Source organism: Kitasatospora sp. cg17-2, assembly GCF_054031055.1.
The window spans coordinates 7,225,171-7,243,112 of sequence record NZ_CM132923.1 but is presented as its reverse complement, the minus strand read 5'-3'; the positions used below and the strand labels follow the sequence as shown (position 1 = coordinate 7,243,112).

At 67.8% G+C, this 17,942-nt stretch carries 9 protein-coding genes and 3 rRNA genes; 1 reads left to right on the top strand and 11 read right to left on the bottom strand.

Going from position 1 to position 17,942, the window contains the following annotated elements:
* Window positions 1-243 precede the first annotated feature (243 nt).
* The 8 genes from ACW14Y_RS30455 to ACW14Y_RS30420 all read right to left on the bottom strand — a co-directional run bounded on the left by ACW14Y_RS30455 (window position 244) and on the right by ACW14Y_RS30420 (window position 11,662).
* Entirely contained in the window at window positions 244-1,701 is a 1,458-nt protein-coding gene (locus tag ACW14Y_RS30455) for a glyceraldehyde-3-phosphate dehydrogenase (protein ID WP_327074554.1), read from the bottom strand.
* Window positions 1,702-1,869: 168 nt separating this feature from the next.
* A 5S ribosomal RNA gene (gene rrf / locus ACW14Y_RS30450) occupies window positions 1,870-1,986 on the bottom strand.
* Window positions 1,987-2,071: 85 nt separating this feature from the next.
* A 23S ribosomal RNA gene (locus ACW14Y_RS30445) occupies window positions 2,072-5,190 on the bottom strand.
* A 278-nt stretch (window positions 5,191-5,468) separates the two neighbouring features.
* Window positions 5,469-6,992: ribosomal RNA gene (locus ACW14Y_RS30440) — 16S ribosomal RNA — on the bottom strand.
* Together the 16S, 23S and 5S rRNA genes form the textbook arrangement of a ribosomal RNA operon.
* A 591-nt stretch (window positions 6,993-7,583) precedes the next feature.
* Window positions 7,584-8,483, bottom strand: coding sequence for an alpha/beta fold hydrolase (locus tag ACW14Y_RS30435; RefSeq protein ID WP_456984068.1), 900 nt, complete (start codon window positions 8,481-8,483; stop codon window positions 7,584-7,586).
* 64 nt (window positions 8,484-8,547) lie between these two features.
* Window positions 8,548-9,681: an FAD-binding oxidoreductase gene (locus tag ACW14Y_RS30430; protein WP_456984066.1), complete on the bottom strand. Its 1,134-nt coding sequence runs from the start codon at window positions 9,679-9,681 to the stop codon at window positions 8,548-8,550.
* Window positions 9,682-9,743: 62 nt separating this feature from the next.
* Entirely contained in the window at window positions 9,744-11,231 is a 1,488-nt protein-coding gene (locus ACW14Y_RS30425) for a phytoene desaturase family protein (RefSeq protein WP_380309065.1), read from the bottom strand.
* A complete protein-coding gene (locus tag ACW14Y_RS30420) occupies window positions 11,228-11,662 on the bottom strand; it encodes a nuclear transport factor 2 family protein (protein WP_380309063.1) in 435 nt (144 codons plus the stop codon). The genes ACW14Y_RS30425 and ACW14Y_RS30420 overlap by 4 nt, the downstream gene beginning before the upstream one ends.
* A 122-nt stretch (window positions 11,663-11,784) precedes the next feature.
* On the opposite strand from ACW14Y_RS30420, the gene ACW14Y_RS30415 reads away from it, so the two are divergent.
* Window positions 11,785-12,351, top strand: a complete 567-nt coding sequence (locus ACW14Y_RS30415) for a PadR family transcriptional regulator (protein WP_380309061.1) — start codon at window positions 11,785-11,787, stop codon at window positions 12,349-12,351.
* Window positions 12,352-12,424: 73 nt separating this feature from the next.
* Here ACW14Y_RS30415 and ACW14Y_RS30410 read toward each other — a convergent pair whose 3' ends face one another.
* From ACW14Y_RS30410 to ACW14Y_RS30400, 3 genes are all read right to left on the bottom strand, one after another.
* On the bottom strand, window positions 12,425-15,712 hold the full coding sequence (locus ACW14Y_RS30410; protein ID WP_456984063.1) for an AfsR/SARP family transcriptional regulator: 3,288 nt from the start codon (window positions 15,710-15,712) through the stop codon (window positions 12,425-12,427).
* A 278-nt stretch (window positions 15,713-15,990) separates the two neighbouring features.
* Window positions 15,991-17,295 (bottom strand): MFS transporter, encoded by a 1,305-nt coding sequence (locus ACW14Y_RS30405; RefSeq protein ID WP_380389296.1) that lies wholly within the window; start codon window positions 17,293-17,295, stop codon window positions 15,991-15,993.
* A 98-nt stretch (window positions 17,296-17,393) separates the two neighbouring features.
* Window positions 17,394-17,909, bottom strand: coding sequence for a flavin reductase family protein (locus ACW14Y_RS30400; RefSeq protein WP_380309055.1), 516 nt, complete (start codon window positions 17,907-17,909; stop codon window positions 17,394-17,396).
* Window positions 17,910-17,942: the final 33 nt, after the last annotated feature.

The window sequence follows — 17,942 nt, the reverse complement described above, 5'->3', positions numbered from 1 at the left end:
AGTACCGCATTGGTATAGACCATTGGTCCATCGTCCGGCGGCCGGACGTCACCTCCGCGCCACCTCGCCCCCTCCCGTGAAGCAGCAGGTCACGCGGGCGTTAACACTCCTCCAACAAGCGCCCCGTCCGAACCTCCCGACCCCCGGAAACGCCAGTGGGGCGGCAACCGGATCACCGGTTGCCGCCCCACTGTTCATGTCCGCGCCCCTACGAGGGGCCCCGCGAACGCCGATCCGTCCGGATCAGACCGCCGGGACCGCCGGAACGGGGTAGGTCGGGTACTCGACGCCCGAGACGTGCTGGACGACTCGGATGACCTGGCAGGAGTAGCCGAACTCGTTGTCGTACCACAGGTAGAGAATGGCGTTGTCGCCCTCGACCTTGGTGGCACCCGCGTCGACGATCGACGCGTGGCGCGAGCCGATGAAGTCGTTCGACACCGCGTCGGGGGCGGTGGTGAAGTCGATCTGGCGCTTCAGCGACGAGGTCAGCGAGACGTTGCGGAGGTAGTCCAGGACCTCTTCGCGGTTGGTCTCGCGGGACAGCTGGAGGTTCAGGATGGCGATCGAGACGTCCGGCACCGGGACGCGGATCGAGCTGCCGGTGATCTTCGCCTTGAGGTCCGGCAGCGCCTTGGCGACGGCCGAGGCGGCACCGGTCTCGGTGATCACCATGTTCAGCGGTGCCGAGCGGCCACGACGGTCGGCCTTGTGGTAGTTGTCCAGGAGGTTCTGGTCATTGGTGAACGAGTGGACGGTCTCCACGTGGCCGCGCAGCACGCCGAACTCGTCGTCCATCGCCTTCAGCGGCGGAACGATCGCGTTGGTGGTGCAGGAGGCGCAGGAGATGACCTGCTCGTCCGGCTTGATGGTGTCGTGGTTGACGCCGTGCACGATGTTGGGCACGTCGCCCTTGCCGGGGGCCGTCAGGACGACCTTCTCGATGCCCGGGCGCAGGTGGTTCGACAGGCCCTCGCGGTCCCGCCACTTGCCCGTGTTGTCGATCAGGATGGCGTCCCGGATGCCGTGGACCGTGTAGTCGATCTCGGACGGGTCGTTGGCGTAGATGACCTTGATCGCGGTGCCGTTGGCGACGATCGTGCTGTTCGCCTCGTCGACCGTGATGGTGCCCTGGAACTGCCCGTGGATGGAGTCACGGCGAAGCAGCGAGGCGCGCTTCACGAGGTCCTGGTCCCCACCGCCACGGACGACGATGGCCCGCAGCCGGAGGCCGTTGCCGGAGCCGGCCTTCTCGATCAGCAGACGGGCGACCAGGCGGCCGATACGGCCGAAGCCGTAGAGCACGACGTCACGGCCCGACTCGCGGCGCTCGAACTTGTTGGCACCGGTGGCGCCGGCGACGGCCTCCGCGGTGAACTCCTCCACCGAGAGACCGCGGCTGTCGGCGCGGTAGGTGGCGGCCAGCATGCCGAGGTCGATCTGGGAGGGGCCGAGATCCAGGGTGGTCAGCGCCTGCAGGAAGGGCAGCGTCTCGGTGACCGAGAGCTCCTCGCCGGCGATCTGGCGGGCGAACCGGTGGGTCTTCAGGATGCTGACCACCGACTTGTTCACCAGGGAGCGGCTGTACAGCAGGACAGTGACGTCCCGCTCCCGGTGCAGTCGGCCGATGATCGGAATCATCGACTCCGCGATCTCCTCGCGGTTCTTCCAGTCCGTGAACACGTCGTCGTTGACAGTCACAAGTCCATCTTTCGAGCTAGGAGGGTGTTCACATGCTAACTGCGACCCACCCACCAGCCGAAACGGGTCCCCCCCTGGCCCGCATGACAAGAATCACACAGGGTCACAAAAAGGGCAGAACGCAAAGAACCCCCGCCGGTTTCCCGGCGGGGGTTCTTCACAATGATTGTTCGGCGGCGTCCTACTCTCCCACAGGGTCCCCCCTGCAGTACCATCGGCGCTGTGAGGCTTAGCTTCCGGGTTCGGAATGTAACCGGGCGTTTCCCTCACGCTATGACCACCGAAACACTATGAAACTGTCAACCGCACCCACACCGTGACCAGGTATGGGGGTCGTTGTTTCAGAACAACACAGTGGACGCGAGCAACTGAGGACAAGCCCTCGGCCTATTAGTACCGGTCAACTCCACCCCTCACAGGGCTTCCATATCCGGCCTATCAACCCAGTCGTCTACTGGGAGCCTTACCCTCTCAAGGAGGTGGGAGTGCTCATCTCGAAGCAGGCTTCCCGCTTAGATGCTTTCAGCGGTTATCCCTCCCGAACGTAGCCAACCAGCCATGCCCTTGGCAGGACAACTGGCACACCAGAGGTTCGTCCGTCCCGGTCCTCTCGTACTAGGGACAGCCCTTCTCAACACTCCTACGCGCACAGCGGATAGGGACCGAACTGTCTCACGACGTTCTAAACCCAGCTCGCGTACCGCTTTAATGGGCGAACAGCCCAACCCTTGGGACCTACTCCAGCCCCAGGATGCGACGAGCCGACATCGAGGTGCCAAACCATCCCGTCGATATGGACTCTTGGGGAAGATCAGCCTGTTATCCCCGGGGTACCTTTTATCCGTTGAGCGACGGCGCTTCCACAAGCCACCGCCGGATCACTAGTCCCGACTTTCGTCCCTGCTCGACCCGTCAGTCTCACAGTCAAGCTCCCTTGTGCACTTACACTCAACACCTGATTGCCAACCAGGCTGAGGGAACCTTTGGGCGCCTCCGTTACTCTTTAGGAGGCAACCGCCCCAGTTAAACTACCCACCAGACACTGTCCCTGATCCGGATCACGGACCCAGTTAGACATCCAGCACGACCAGAGTGGTATTTCAACGACGACTCCACCATGACTGGCGTCACGGCTTCAAAGTCTCCCACCTATCCTACACAAGCCGAACCGAACACCAATATCAAGCTATAGTAAAGGTCCCGGGGTCTTTCCGTCCTGCTGCGCGAAACGAGCATCTTTACTCGTAATGCAATTTCACCGGGCCTATGGTTGAGACAGTCGAGAAGTCGTTACGCCATTCGTGCAGGTCGGAACTTACCCGACAAGGAATTTCGCTACCTTAGGATGGTTATAGTTACCACCGCCGTTTACTGGCGCTTAAGTTCTCAGCTTCGCCCCGACGAATCAGAGCTAACCGGTCCCCTTAACGTTCCAGCACCGGGCAGGCGTCAGTCCGTATACATCGCCTTACGGCTTCGCACGGACCTGTGTTTTTAGTAAACAGTCGCTTCTCGCTGGTCTCTGCGGCCACCCCCAGCTCTGGCAGCAAGTGCCGTCACCAGGAATGGCCCCCCTTCTCCCGAAGTTACGGGGGCATTTTGCCGAGTTCCTTAACCATAGTTCACCCGAACGCCTCGGTATTCTCTACCTGACCACCTGAGTCGGTTTGGGGTACGGGCCGCCATGAAACTCGCTAGAGGCTTTTCTCGACAGCATAGGATCATCCACTTCACCACAATCGGCTCGGCATCAGGTCTCAGCCTTGATGAGTGACGGATTTGCCTATCACTCGGCCTACACCCTTACCCCGGGACAACCACCGCCCGGGCTGGACTACCTTCCTGCGTCACCCCATCGCTCACCTAGTACAGACTTGGTCCAGCGGCTCCACCACGTCCCTTTGTCCGAAGACTCCGGGCTTCACGGCTTTAGCATCACCTGGTTCAGCGTTGGCGCTTCAAAGCGGGTACGGGAATATCAACCCGTTGTCCATCGACTACGCCTGTCGGCCTCGCCTTAGGTCCCGACTTACCCTGGGCAGATCAGCTTGACCCAGGAACCCTTGGTCAATCGGCGCAAGAGTTTCCCACTCTTGTATCGCTACTCATGCCTGCATTCTCACTCGTGTACCGTCCACGACTGGTTTCCACCGCCGCTTCACCCGGCACACGACGCTCCCCTACCCATCACAGCAGGCGTTGGCCCTATATGCTGCAATGACACGACTTCGGTGATGTGCTTGAGCCCCGCTACATTGTCGGCGCGGAATCACTTGACCAGTGAGCTATTACGCACTCTTTCAAGGGTGGCTGCTTCTAAGCCAACCTCCTGGTTGTCTCTGCGACTCCACATCCTTTCCCACTTAGCACACGCTTAGGGACCTTAGTCGGTGTTCTGGGCTGTTTCCCTCTCGACCATGGAGCTTATCCCCCACAGTCTCACTGCCACGCTCTCACTTACCGGCATTCGGAGTTTGGCTAAGGTCAGTAACCCGGTGAGGCCCATCGCCTATCCAGTGCTCTACCTCCGGCAAGAAACACGTGACGCTGCACCTAAATGCATTTCGGGGAGAACCAGCTATCACGGAGTTTGATTGGCCTTTCACCCCTAACCACAGGTCATCCCCCAGGTTTTCAACCCTGGTGGGTTCGGTCCTCCACGAAGTCTTACCTCCGCTTCAACCTGCCCATGGCTAGATCACTCCGCTTCGGGTCTTGGGCATGCAACTGTATCGCCCTGTTCGGACTCGCTTTCGCTACGGCTACCCCACACGGGTTAACCTCGCTACACACCGCAAACTCGCAGGCTCATTCTTCAAAAGGCACGCAGTCACGAGACACACAGCAAGCTGCATGTCCGACGCTCCCACGGCTTGTAGGCACACGGTTTCAGGTACTATTTCACTCCGCTCCCGCGGTACTTTTCACCATTCCCTCACGGTACTATCCGCTATCGGTCACCAGGGAATATTTAGGCTTAGCGGGTGGTCCCGCCAGATTCACACGGGATTTCTCGGGCCCCGTGCTACTTGGGAGTTCTTCAAACGAGCCGTACAGATTTCGCCTACGGGGGTCTTACCCTCTACGCCGGACCTTTCGCATGTCCTTCGACTACCTGTACGGTTTCTGACTCGCCGACCGGCTAAGCAGACCGGTCAAGAAAAATCCCACGACCCCGTATCGGCAACCCCTGCCGGGTCTCACACCAATACGGTTTAGCCTCATCCGGTTTCGCTCGCCACTACTCCCGGAATCACGGTTGTTTTCTCTTCCTGCGGGTACTGAGATGTTTCACTTCCCCGCGTTCCCTCCACATACCCTATGTGTTCAGGTATGGGTGACAGCCCATGACGACTGCCGGGTTTCCCCATTCGGAAACCCCCGGATCAAAGCCTGGTTGACGGCTCCCCGGGGACTATCGTGGCCTCCCACGTCCTTCATCGGTTCCTGGTGCCAAGGCATCCACCGTGCGCCCTTAAAAACTTGGCCACAGATGCTCGCGTCCACTGTGCAGTTCTCAAACAACGACCAGACACCCACACTCGACGATCCGAAGACCACCTCGCATGAGACCGGCATCTCTGAAGCAACAGACCATACGGCCGTTCCCTCAGGACCCAACAACGTGCCCGACACAGTCAATCCCAGAACGCGTTCCACGCCGAAGCAGTACTAGCCCCTGGTCTCTTCCTGTGCCGAATAGTCAACGTTCCACCCATGAGCAACCGTGCAGGACATTCGCCTGCAAGCGGCATATTGCTCCTTAGAAAGGAGGTGATCCAGCCGCACCTTCCGGTACGGCTACCTTGTTACGACTTCGTCCCAATCGCTGGTCCCACCTTCGACGGCTCCTCCCCTTACGGGTTAGGCCACCGGCTTCGGGTGTTACCGACTTTCGTGACGTGACGGGCGGTGTGTACAAGGCCCGGGAACGTATTCACCGCAGCATGCTGATCTGCGATTACTAGCAACTCCAACTTCATGGGGTCGAGTTGCAGACCCCAATCCGAACTGAGGCCGGCTTTTTGGGATTCGCTCCGCCTCGCGGCATCGCAGCCCTTTGTACCGACCATTGTAGCACGTGTGCAGCCCAAGACATAAGGGGCATGATGATTTGACGTCGTCCCCACCTTCCTCCGAGTTGACCCCGGCAGTCTCCTGTGAGTCCCCATCACCCCGAAAGGCATGCTGGCAACACAGAACAAGGGTTGCGCTCGTTGCGGGACTTAACCCAACATCTCACGACACGAGCTGACGACAACCATGCACCACCTGTATACCGACCACAAGGGGGCGACTATCTCTAGCCGTTTCCGGTATATGTCAAGCCTTGGTAAGGTTCTTCGCGTTGCGTCGAATTAAGCCACATGCTCCGCTGCTTGTGCGGGCCCCCGTCAATTCCTTTGAGTTTTAGCCTTGCGGCCGTACTCCCCAGGCGGGGAACTTAATGCGTTAGCTGCGGCACCGACGACGTGGAATGTCGCCAACACCTAGTTCCCAACGTTTACGGCGTGGACTACCAGGGTATCTAATCCTGTTCGCTCCCCACGCTTTCGCTCCTCAGCGTCAGTAATGGCCCAGAGATCCGCCTTCGCCACCGGTGTTCCTCCTGATATCTGCGCATTTCACCGCTACACCAGGAATTCCGATCTCCCCTACCACACTCTAGCCTGCCCGTATCGAATGCAGACCCGGGGTTGAGCCCCGGGCTTTCACATCCGACGCGACAGGCCGCCTACGAGCTCTTTACGCCCAATAATTCCGGACAACGCTCGCACCCTACGTATTACCGCGGCTGCTGGCACGTAGTTAGCCGGTGCTTCTTCTGCAGGTACCGTCACTTGCGCTTCTTCCCTGCTGAAAGAGGTTTACAACCCGAAGGCCGTCATCCCTCACGCGGCGTCGCTGCATCAGGCTTTCGCCCATTGTGCAATATTCCCCACTGCTGCCTCCCGTAGGAGTCTGGGCCGTGTCTCAGTCCCAGTGTGGCCGGTCGCCCTCTCAGGCCGGCTACCCGTCGTCGCCTTGGTAAGCCATTACCCCACCAACAAGCTGATAGGCCGCGGGCTCATCCTGCACCGCCGGAGCTTTACACCCGGGACCATGCGGTCCCAGGTCATATCCGGTATTAGACCCCGTTTCCAGGGCTTGTCCCAGAGTGCAGGGCAGATTGCCCACGTGTTACTCACCCGTTCGCCACTGATCCACCCCGAAGGGCTTCACCGTTCGACTTGCATGTGTTAAGCACGCCGCCAGCGTTCGTCCTGAGCCAGGATCAAACTCTCCGTGAATGATTACCGGTAATCCGGTCAGCACTCGCGTCGAGCGGCACGGCAACCACCGGAATAGGGTGATCCCGCGCACTGCGTCCTCGCTAGTGTTTTACTTCAAAAGGAATCTCCAACCCCGGAAGAATCCGAGGCCGGGGATGTCAACATATCTGGCGTTGACTTTTGGCACGCTGTTGAGTTCTCAAGGAACGGACACTTCCTTCAGGCGGCTTTCACACCGGCCCTCCGGGCGCTTCGTTCTTTCGTTTTCCCAGCTTATCAGATGTTTTCCGCTCCGTTTTCCGGAGTTTCATTCGCCCGACTCGCCGGTGTCTTCTGCGGCTTGCGCCCCGTCCGACGTTCCGAACTGTAGCCGACCCCCGCTCCGAAAAGCGAATCCGGCCCTAATCCCCATAAATGGACACGCCAAATAAACCCGGAGCCGGGTGTCGTTGGTATTTCCAGAGGATTATTCGCCCCGGGACCGTCCGCGCGTTTGCGTGTCCGGTGCTCCCTGTCGAGCGACTAGAAAACACTACCCCTCCCTCGCGGACGGAGCAAGTCGTCGCCGCCGAGCATCGCCCCGGGCCGGCCGGGGCGAGACTCGGCGGGTCAACGGGTCAGAAGGGAGGCGACGGCATCGGCGAAGGCCTCGGGGCTCTCCTGCGGGACGTTGTGGCCCACGCCCGGCAGGAGGCGGTGTTCGTACGGACCGGTGAAGCAGTCCCGGTCGTCCGCCGCGCTCGGGCCGGCCACGCCGTCGGCTCCGCTTTCGAGGACGACGGTGGGAACGGTGATCGGCGGCAGGGCGGCAATGAGGTCTTCGAGTCCCTGGTAGCGCGGGTCCCCCTCGGCCAGGCCGAAGCGGTGGCGGTAGGAGTGGATCACCACATCGACGAAGTCGGGGTTGTGCAGGCTCGCGCGGCTGGCCGCGAAGGCCGCGCTCGCGTCGGCCCAGGTCGGCGACCAGGAGCGCCAGAGCAGCTCGCACAGCTCGTCGCGGTTGCGTTCCAGACCGAGGCGCCCGCGCTCGGAGTGGAAGTAGTACTGGTACCAGTAGGTGCTCTCCCAGGCCGGGGCGGCGGGCTCTCCGGCGTGGGCGAGGTCCTGGACGTTGTAGCCGTCGACCGTGACCAGGCCGCGGACGCGCTCGGGGTGCAGCGCGGCGGTGAGGCAGGCGGCCCGGCCGCCCCAGTCGTAGCCCGCGAGGACGGCGCTCCCGATGTCCAGCGCGTCCATGAAGTCGACGAGGTCCTGGGCGAGCGCCGCCTGCTGTCCGGAGCGGGGTGTCGCGGGGTCCCGGAACCGGGTCGGCCCGAAGCCGCGCAGATACGGTGCGAGCACGTGGGCGCCTCGGTCCGCGAGGCGTGCGGCGACGCCGTCGAAGGCCCTGACGTCGTAGGGGAAGCCGTGGAGCAGGACCACCGTCCCGGCGGCGCCGGGTTCGCCGGCGAACTCGTAGCCGATGTCCAGTACTTGGGTCGCAACCCGTCCTGATGATGAGAAGGCCATCGTGCGATCCTGGCACGGCCGGGCGTCGGTCTCCCCCGGTTTTCCCGTCGTGCGCGGCGCTCCGTCAGAGGTCGAGTTCGGTGTCCGTGATCGGGTAGGCGACGCAGGAGTGGGTGTAGCCGAAGCGTTCGTCGGACAGGCGGAGGCGGGCCTCGGTGGCGGTGTGGACGTGGCCCTTGACGACCCGGATCCGGCAGAGGCCGCATTCGCCGGAGCGGCAGGCGGCCTCGGGGCGGATGCCGGCGTCCTCCAGGGCGTCGAGCAGGGGCCGGTCCCGGCGAGTGCGGAAGGTGCGGCCCCGGGCGGTGACGGCGACCTCGGTCGCCGGGTCGGTGCCGGTCGGCCAGTGGGGCTGGGCGGTGGGGTCGGCGGGGGCGCCGTTGGCCTCGAAGCGGATCCGGCGGCGGGGGTGGCCCAGGGCCGCGAGCTGGCGCAGGGCGTAGGGGTAGAGGGCCTGCGGTCCGCAGACGTAGACGGTGCGGCCGGCCAGCGGTCCGGCGAGGGATTCGACCAGGGGCCCGGTGAGCAGGCCGGTGGGTCCGGTCCGGTCGGCGGGGGCGTGCTGGACGACGTGGTGGACGTGGATGCCGGGGTGGGTGGCGGCGAGGGCGTCGAGTTCGGAGCGGAAGACGATGTCCTCGGCGCTGCGCGAGCCGTACAGCAGGTGGAAGCGGCGGGTCAGGCCCCGGTCGGCGATCTCGCGGACCATGCTCATCGCCGGGACGACGCCGGAGCCGCCGGCGAGGAAGACGACGTCCTCGCCGTGGAAGAGCGGGTTGTGGTGGAAGGTCCCGGTGGGGCCGGTGGTGGTGAGGGTGTCGCCGGGCGCGAGGGTGTCGATCAGGTGGTTGCTGATCCGCCCGCCGGGCACCCGGCGCACGGTCAGGTCCCAGTGGTCGGTGCGGGCGGGACTGGACGCGATGGCGTAGGGGCGGCTGGTGCCGTCGGCGAACACCCCGACGTACTGGCCGGCGAGGAAGGGCGGCAGGTCGCCGCCGTCGGGGCGGCGGAGGCGGAAGGTGCTGGTGCTGACGGTCTCGGTGACGACCTCGGCCACCGTGAGGCGCAGCTGCCGGGGGTGGTGGGCGTCGACGGCGGCGGCGCTCGCGGCGGGGTCGGTGGCGTGGCGCGGGCGGGCTTCGAGATCGGCCCGCACCGCGTCGTGGTCGTCGAAGCGGGAGGCGATGGGGTGGCTCACGGGCGTTCTCCAACCTGGGGCGGGCACCTGGGGCGGGCGGGCAAGCGGGACCGGGGCCGGGCTCAGGCCGCGTCCCTGGCGCGGAGCAGTCGCCGGGCGACGCGGGCGCCGGCTTCGAGGGTGGGCTGGAAGCCGCCCGGTCCGGCCCAGGAGCCGGCCAGGTGCAGTCCGGGGACGTGGCTGCGGCGTTCGCTGTCGCGGAAGAGCCAGCCCTCGGTGCGGTCCTGGTCGTAGCCGTAGATCGCGCCGCCGGGGTGGCCGAGGTAGCGGGCCAGGGTGAGCGGGGTGGCGACGTCGACCTCCTCGATCGCGTCGCGGATGCCGGGGGCGACCGCCTCGACCCGGTCGAGCAGGGTCTGCGCGTAGGCGAACTTGGTCCGGGCGTAGTCGGCGGGCGGGATCTTCGCCCAGTGGTCCCCGTACTGGAGGGTCATCAGGCTGACGTGGGTGGCGCCGGACGGGGCGAAGCCGATCGGGGCCACGTCGTAGGAGGTGACGCAGATGCCGCGGGCGGGTTCCAGGGTGCGGGTGGCCGCGTAGGTGCGCTCCTCGTCCTCGTCGGCGTGGACGAAGGTGGTGCTGGTGGTGAAGCCGAGCTCGGCGGGCGTGGCGGCGAGGCCCATGTGCAGGACGACGCCGGAGACGCCGGTCCGGCGGGTGGCGAGGTCCTCGCGGACGGCGGCGGGGACGGCGTCCGCGCCGAGCATCGCGTAGGTGACCGGGAGCGAGGCGTTGGAGACGACGTCGCGGGCGGTGACCTCCTCGCCGTCGTCCAGCCGGACGCCGGTCACCCGGCCGTGCTCGGTGAGCAGGGCCGTGGCGGCCGTGTTGAAGCGCACCTGTCCGCCGGCGCCGAGGAAGGAGTCGAGGATCGCGGTGGACAGCGCCTGGGATCCGCCCACGAGGTGCCAGGGCTTGTACTCCAGGTAGGCGTAGAGGGTGAGCGCGAGGTCCTGGAAGGCGAGCCGGGAGGGCGGCTGGCCGAGGTAGGTCCAGTAGGTGCCGAGCACCGACTTGGGGCCGGGGTCGTCGAAGAACTCGTCGAGGACGTCCTTGACCGGGCGCAGCCCGTACCGGAACAGCACCGGGTCGACCTGCTCGGGCGGCATGCCGCGGATGGCCGCGATCTGCCAGAAGGTGACGTCCCTGACCAGCTGGAGGAAGCGCTCGATCCGGTCCCGGTTGCCGGGGAAGGCGGCGGCCAGGGCGTCGGTGGTGCCCTGCCAGTCGGCGGGCAGGGTGACGTCGTAGCGGCCGGGGACGACGGCCCGGTAGAGGTCGTGCTCCTCGACGAACTCCAGCTTGTCGCTGACGCCGAGCCGGTCGAAGAGGCCGCGGAGGGTGAAGGGCTGCCCCTCGGCGCCGACGCCGGAGAGCTGGTGCAGGGCGACCTCGAACTCGAAGCGGCCCCGGCGGTAGGAGGTGGCGCAGCCGCCGGGCAGGTTGTGCCGCTCGACCAGCAGGGTGCGCAGGCCGGCGAGCTGGAGGCTGGTGGCGGCGGTGAGCCCGGCGTTGCCGGCGCCGATGACGACGGCGTCGAAGTCGCTCACCGGTCGGCCGCCCCGGTGGCGTCGGTGGCATCGGCCGCTGCGGCCTCCGCCGCCTCGGCGGCGATCCGGTCGAACTCGGCGGCCATCGCGGCGGCGAGCGCCTGCGCGGCGGAGAGCGGGCGGACCATCACGGTGAGCTCGTCGATCCTCCCGTCCTCGTCGAGGTGGAGGAAGTCGCATCCCTGGAGCCGCTTGCCGCCCACGGTGGCGGTGAACACGAGAGCGTGGTCCCGGCCGTCGGGGTCGCCGATCTCGCGGACGTAGGCGAAGTCCTCGAAGACGCGCAGCACGCCGCGCAGGATCGCGCCGGTGATCGCCTTGCCGGGGTAGGGCTTGAACGCGACGGGGCTGGTGAACACGACGTTCTCGGCGAGCAGATCGGTCATGGCCTGGGCGTCGCGGTCCTCGACCGCCTTGCGGAACGGGTGCATGGGAGGTCTCCGGTCCCTAGTCATCGAATTGAGTAGGTGTACCGGCGAGTATGGAGCGGTCGGGAGCGCACTGTCCATAGCCATTAGTCGCCTTGTTGACTAGTGGCTGCTAGCGTGACCGCATGGCTCTGCGGCACGCGGTGATGGCCGCCCTCCTGGAGGGCGAGGCCTCCGGCTACGACCTCTCCAAGGGCTTCGACGCCTCGGTGGCGAACTTCTGGATGGCCACCCCGCAGCAGCTCTACCGCGAGCTGGACCGGATGGAGGCCGCCGGCCTCATCTCCGCCCGGGTCGTCGAGCAGGAGCGGCGCCCCAACAAGCGGCTCTTCTCCCTCACCGAGGCGGGGCTCGCCGCCGTGCACGCCTACACCGCCGAGCACTCGAACAAGCCGACCACCATCCGCGACGAGCTGATGGTCAAGGTCCAGAGCGTGGACGCCGGTGACGCCGGCGCGGTGCGCGCCGCCGTGGCCGAACGCCTGGAGTGGGCCCGCGCCAAGCTCGCCCGCTACGAGCGCCTGCAGGCCAAGCTCCTCGACGGCCGGACCGAGGAGCAGCACCTGGCCGAGGCCGAGCGCGTCGGCCCCTACCTCACCCTGCTGCGCGGGATGGCGTTCGAACGCGAGAACATCCGCTGGTCCGAGACCGCCCTCCGGGTCCTCGCCGCCCGCACCGCCTTCCACGGCTGACCGCACCGCCCGTCCCCCGGCGGACCGGGGGGCGAGCGGTGCGGACGGGCGGTGGGACGGGCGCGGACAGCGGTCAGGACGCCTCACCCAGGCGCAGACCGGGGGCCCTGCGGCGCGGGACGCGGACGCCGGCGGAGGGTGCCGGGTGCCGGGCGGGGCCGGGGATCAGGGCGGTCAGGCGGTTGGGCATCACGACCGCCCCCCACTCCTCCAGCAGGGCCAGCGCCTGGCGTTCGCCGAGCCGGTGCCCGTTCTGCTGGTGGATGGTCAGCGCGCGGCGGGCGAAGTCGTGGGCCGAGGCGCCCCGGGCGCTCTGGGTCCGGGCCAGGATCAGCAGGCTGTCGGCCTCGCACAGCCGGAAGCCGTAGGTCTCCGCCAGGCGCAGCGCCTGGAGCGCGCAGTCGCGGGCGGCCTCGGGGCGTCCCAGCGCCTCGGCCGTGGCGGCGGCCGCCACCAGGGCCCGGCTGTGCCAGCCCGGGTTCCCCGAGGCCGCCGCCAGGGCGACCGCCGACCGGTGGCCCTCCGGATCCCGGTCGACCGTCGCCAGGACGCCGCGCGCCAGCCAGCTCCAGCGCGGCGCCTCCAGCTCCCGGGCCAGGCGCCAGGCGTGTTCCGCGCACGCCCGGGCCGCCTCCGGCCGTCCGGCGGTCAGGTGGACCGTCGCGAGTTCGCTCAGGGCCACCGACTCCACGTCCGCGTCGCCGAACTCCCGGAGGCCGACCAGGGCCCGGGTGTACAGCGCCTCGGCCTCCTCCAGCCCGCCCAGGGCGTGCTTCACCATGGCCAGATTGACCAGGACGTACGGCTCCTGGTCGCGGGCGCCGGACTTGGTGACCAGCTCCAGCGCCTGCCGGCGGAAGTGCAGCGAGTCGGCCAGGCGGCCCGACTCGAAGTAGACCTCGCCGAGCCGGGAGAGGGTGATCACCGTGCTGGAGGCGCTGAGGGCGGTCCTCGCCTCGGACATCGCCGACTCCAGCCGGTCGGCGGCCTCCTCCAGGTGGCCGGTGAGCGCGAGGATCTGCGCGATGAAGTTCTCGCAGCCGTCGATGCCGTGGCGGTGGTCGATGGAGCGCGCGATCGACAGGGCCGTCCGGAAGCCGTCCATCGCCTTCGGGTAGTCGCTCACGCTCATGTCCGCGTGCGCCAGGCTGTACCGGCCGCTGAACCGGCCCTTGGCGTCGCCCAGGCGTTCGGCGGCCATGACGGCGGCGTTGGCGGCGTCGATCCAGTCGCCGACGTTCATCTGGGTCGCGAAGTAGGGGTGCAGTCCGTCGACCATCTGCCAGACGTGCGGCCCGACGGGGTCGTCGTGCAGGGTGGCGATCAGGTTCTGGATCTCGCTGTCGAACCAGGCCAGGGCCTCGGCCGCGGTGTCGAACTCCCCGTCGGGGGAGTGCTCGGCGCCGGACATCCGGGTGTAGGCGGGGAAGGCCACCGCCTGGGCGGCGAGGGTCCGTCTCAGGTACCAGTCGGTGAGCCGCCCGCGCGCGGTCTCGCGGTCGGACCGGGGGTCCTCGGCCTCGGCGCGCGCCCGGGCGTACAGCCGGGTGAGGTCGTGGAGGACGAAGCGGTGCGCCGCGGATTCGCCGATCAGGTGGGCGTCCAGCAGGCGGTCCACCAGCCGGGCGGTCTCGCCCCGGGTGAGGCCGGCCAGGACCGAGGCCGCCGCGATCGTGAAGTCCGGGCCCGGGAGCAGGCCGAGGCGGCGGAACAGCCGCCCGGTGTCGGGGTCCAGGGCGTCGTAGGACTGTCCGAGGACGGTCTGCATGGTGCTGTCGCTGTCGCCGGGGGTCTGCAGCGCGGCCAGGCGGTTGCCCTGGAGCAGGGCGCCGATGTGGTCGGCGATCGACGCCAGCGGGTGGTTGGCGATGTTGGCGGCCGCGATGCTCAGCGCCAGCGGCAGGCGTCCGCACGCCTCGGCCAGTCTGCGGGCCGCGCCCGGTTCGGCCCGCAGGCGCTCGGCGCCGAGGATGCGTTCGAGCAGCTGCTCGGCCTCCTGCGGCGGCATCGGTTCGACCGTCACCTGGCTCGCCCCTTCGCGGACGACCAGGCCGGTCAGCCGGACCCGGCTGGTGATCAGGGTGGTCGAGCCCGGCCCGGTGGTCAGCAGCGGGCGGACCTGGTCGACCGACCGGGCGTTGTCGAGCAGGACCAGCAGGCGCTTGTCGGCGACCGTCGAGCGGTACAGGCCGACGAGCTCGTCGGCCTCCACCGGGATGGCGTCCTGGGGCAGCCCCAGGGAGCGGAGCGCCCGGGCGATCGTCTGCGCCGGGGTCATCGCGGGCCGCGTGTCGTGGCCGCGCAGGTCGATGTACAGCTGGCCGTCGGGGAAGAGGTCGGCCACCGTGCGGCCCCAGTGCACGGCCAGCGTCGTCTTGCCCACTCCGGCGGGACCGACCACCGCGACCGTGCGCGCGATCCCTCGGTCGGCCAGGCTCCCGGTCAGGAAGTCGTCGAGCTGGTCGAGCAGGCCGCGGCGGCCCACGAACGGTGGCGCCGACGGCAGCTCCATCGGCACCGGTGGTGCCGGCGGCGCCTCCGCGGCCTCGGGGGCCGCGCCGTCCACCGGCGGCGCGGGCACGGGGGCCGGTTCGTCCCCGGCGGGCGCGGACGGTGCCCGGGCCGGCCGGGCGGGCGGCACGGTGTCCAGGGCGGGGTCGGCGCGCAGGATCGCCTGCTCGGTGTCGGTGAACCTGCGGCTCGGGGTGAGCCCCTGCTGCTCGGCCAGCAACGAGCGCAGTTCGCGGGCCTGTTCCAGCGCCGCGGACTGGCGGCCCGAGTGGTACAGGGCGAGCATCAGCTTCCCCCGCAGTGTCTCGTGCAGGGGGTGCGCCGCGACCAGCGGCATCAGGTCGTCGATGAGCGCGCCGTAGTGCCCGGCGGCGAGTTCCAGGTCCGCCAGGTCCTCGTAGGCGGTCAGGCGCAGACTGGTGAGCTGGGTCTGCGCGGACTCGGCGTAGCTGACCGCGATGTCGGCCAGCGGCATGCCCTGCCACAGCGCGAGCGCCTCGCGGATCCGGCGCACCGCCGAGCAGCTGTCGCCGCGCGCGGCCTCCTGGCGGGCCCGGGCCATGCCGTCGCGGAAGACGTCCAGGTCGAGTTCGCCGTCGTCGACGGCGATCGAGTAGCCGGGGGCCCGGCTCTCGATCGGGATCTCGGCCCCGGCGTCGCGGCAGGCCCTGCGCAGTGACGCGATGTCGGCCTGGATCTGCGACCGGGCCGTCTGCGGTTCCGAGCCGCCCCACAGGGCGTCGATCAGCTGCCCCGTGGACACCACGTGGTTGGCGTGCAGCAGCAGATAGGCCAGGACGGCCCGGCAGCGGGGGCGTCCTATCGCCACCGTCGTGCCCTGGTAGTCCATCCCGACCGGTCCTAGCAATGTGTAGCGCATAGCCGTCCGTATCCCCCGTCACTCCGGGCGGTCGACCACGCGTCCGTCGTCACCCCCCGTCTTCCCTGTACTGGCCAGCAGTCGCACGGGGAACGGTACTTGAGCCGACAGGTGTATACAATTTTATTGGCTTGATCCGTTTTTCCCTTGACGCCGACCATGGCGTGTGCATGGTCGGTGTCAAGGGAGAACGGACCGCGACGGGGGAGGTCGGAAGGACCGTCAATCGGTCGACGCGGTCGGCCCGTTCACCTGCCCGACGGGCCGGCCGCCTCGGCCGGGGCCGCCGGAGCGGGGACCGGGGAGCCCCCGGGCGCGGCGGCGGCGTCCCGCTCGCCGACGATGCCGATGGTGCCGTCGGCGAGGCGCTGGACCGAGCGCACGCCGCGCGACAGGTTCAGCAGCACGCACGGCGTACCGATGATCGCCGCGATCACCAGCAGGGTGGTGCGCAGCCCGAGGAGCTCGGAGACCGGGCCGGCGGCGGCGTAGCCGGCGGGCATGGCGATCAGCGAGATCATCCAGTCCAGCGAACTGACCCGGGCCAGCATCTCCTTGGGGAACAGCTGCTGCTGGGTGGTCGCGAGGACCTCCCCGCCGAGCGCGGTCGTGGCGAAGGTCAGGGCCACACCGACGGCGACGACGAGGACCGGGGCGGGGGGAGCGAGCAGGGCCAGCGGGACGATGCCGACCAGGGCGAGGACGTTGGTGGTGACCAGGGGGCGCCGCGGCAGGTAGCGCAGCGCGGCCAGCCCGCCGAGGATGGAGCCCACCGCGCCGGTCATCAGGACGATGCTCCAGCCGGTGGCGCCGCCGTGGCCGTTCTCCATCACGACCGGGCCCAGGACGAAGAAGAACGCGAGCCCGAAGTTCCAGACGCCCCAGGCGAAGAGATTGGCCAGGTACCAGCGGCGTTCGGCCACGATCGCCCAGCCCTCGCGCAGCTCGGTGAAGAAGTGCTGCTGCTCGGGCCGTTCCAGCGGCTTGCTCAGGTGCATCCGGGAGACCAGGACGAAGCTGAGCAGGAAGCTGAGGGAGTCGATCAGGAGCGCGATGCCCGGGGTGGAGACCGCCAGCAGCAGCGCGGCGACGGCCGGGCCGAGCACCTTGGTGCTGTGGTCGGTCAGGCCGAGCAGGGCGTTCGCCGGCTGCAGCTTCCCGGACTCGACGAGCTCGGGCACGACCGCCCGGGAGGCCGGGGTGAAGAAGGCGAAGGCCATGCCGGCGACGGTGTAGGTGACGCCGAACTGCCAGACCGCCGCGTGGTCCAGGAAGACCATCGCGGCGAGCAGGCCGTAGCAGACCGCCTGCACGGCGTCGGTCGCCATCAGGACGAGCTTGCGCGACAGCCGGTCCGACCAGACCCCGCCCACCGGCAGCATCACCACCTGGCCGACCGCCTGACAGGTCAGCACGATGCCGACGTCCACGGCGGTGCCGCCCGAGTGGAGGATGGCGAAGACCACCGTCACCGGCATCAGGGCGTTGCCCAGCGCGGAGACGCTGCGAGCGGTCCACAGGAGCCGGAAGGGGCGGTCCCGCAGGATGCTCAACGACTTTGGCAAGGGGATGGGCACAGGTTAGCCCTGCTTTCTGGGTAAGGGGGTTTCGCGGGCCTGCCGCGGCCCCGGCGGACGGTGCGGGGGCGTCGTCAACGGACGTCGCCCGTCGTGCCGGGGCCCACGGCGTACTGCTGCTTCGCGAACAGGACGGTCGTCGGTGTGTCGTCGGCCCGTGCCCACGTCACCGTGCCCGCGATCAGCGTGTGGTCCAGGAGCTGCACCGTCTCCCGCACGGTGCAGACCATGGCGACCGACGCCTCCGTCAGTACGGGCACCCCGTCCACCGGGTACCAGGGCACGTCGGCGAAGCGCTCCGCCGGGGTGCCGGTGGCGAACTGCGCGACCAGCCGCCGGTCCGACCAGGACAGGACGTTCACCGCGAAGCACCCCTCGGCCCGGATCTGCGCCAGCGTCCGGCTCGTGGTGGCGAGGGACAGCAGCACGCTGGGCGGGTCCAGGGACAGGGACATGACCGCGTTGGCCGTGCACCCGACGGGTCCGGCCGAGGTGATCACGGCGACAGCGGTCGGCAGCCGGGAGATGGCATGCCGGTATTCCTCGGCGGAGACGCTCAGCCGGCTCGGTACGCGGTCCTCGGTCCTCATGACGCTCCTTTCGGCCTGCGGCGGGCCGGTCGC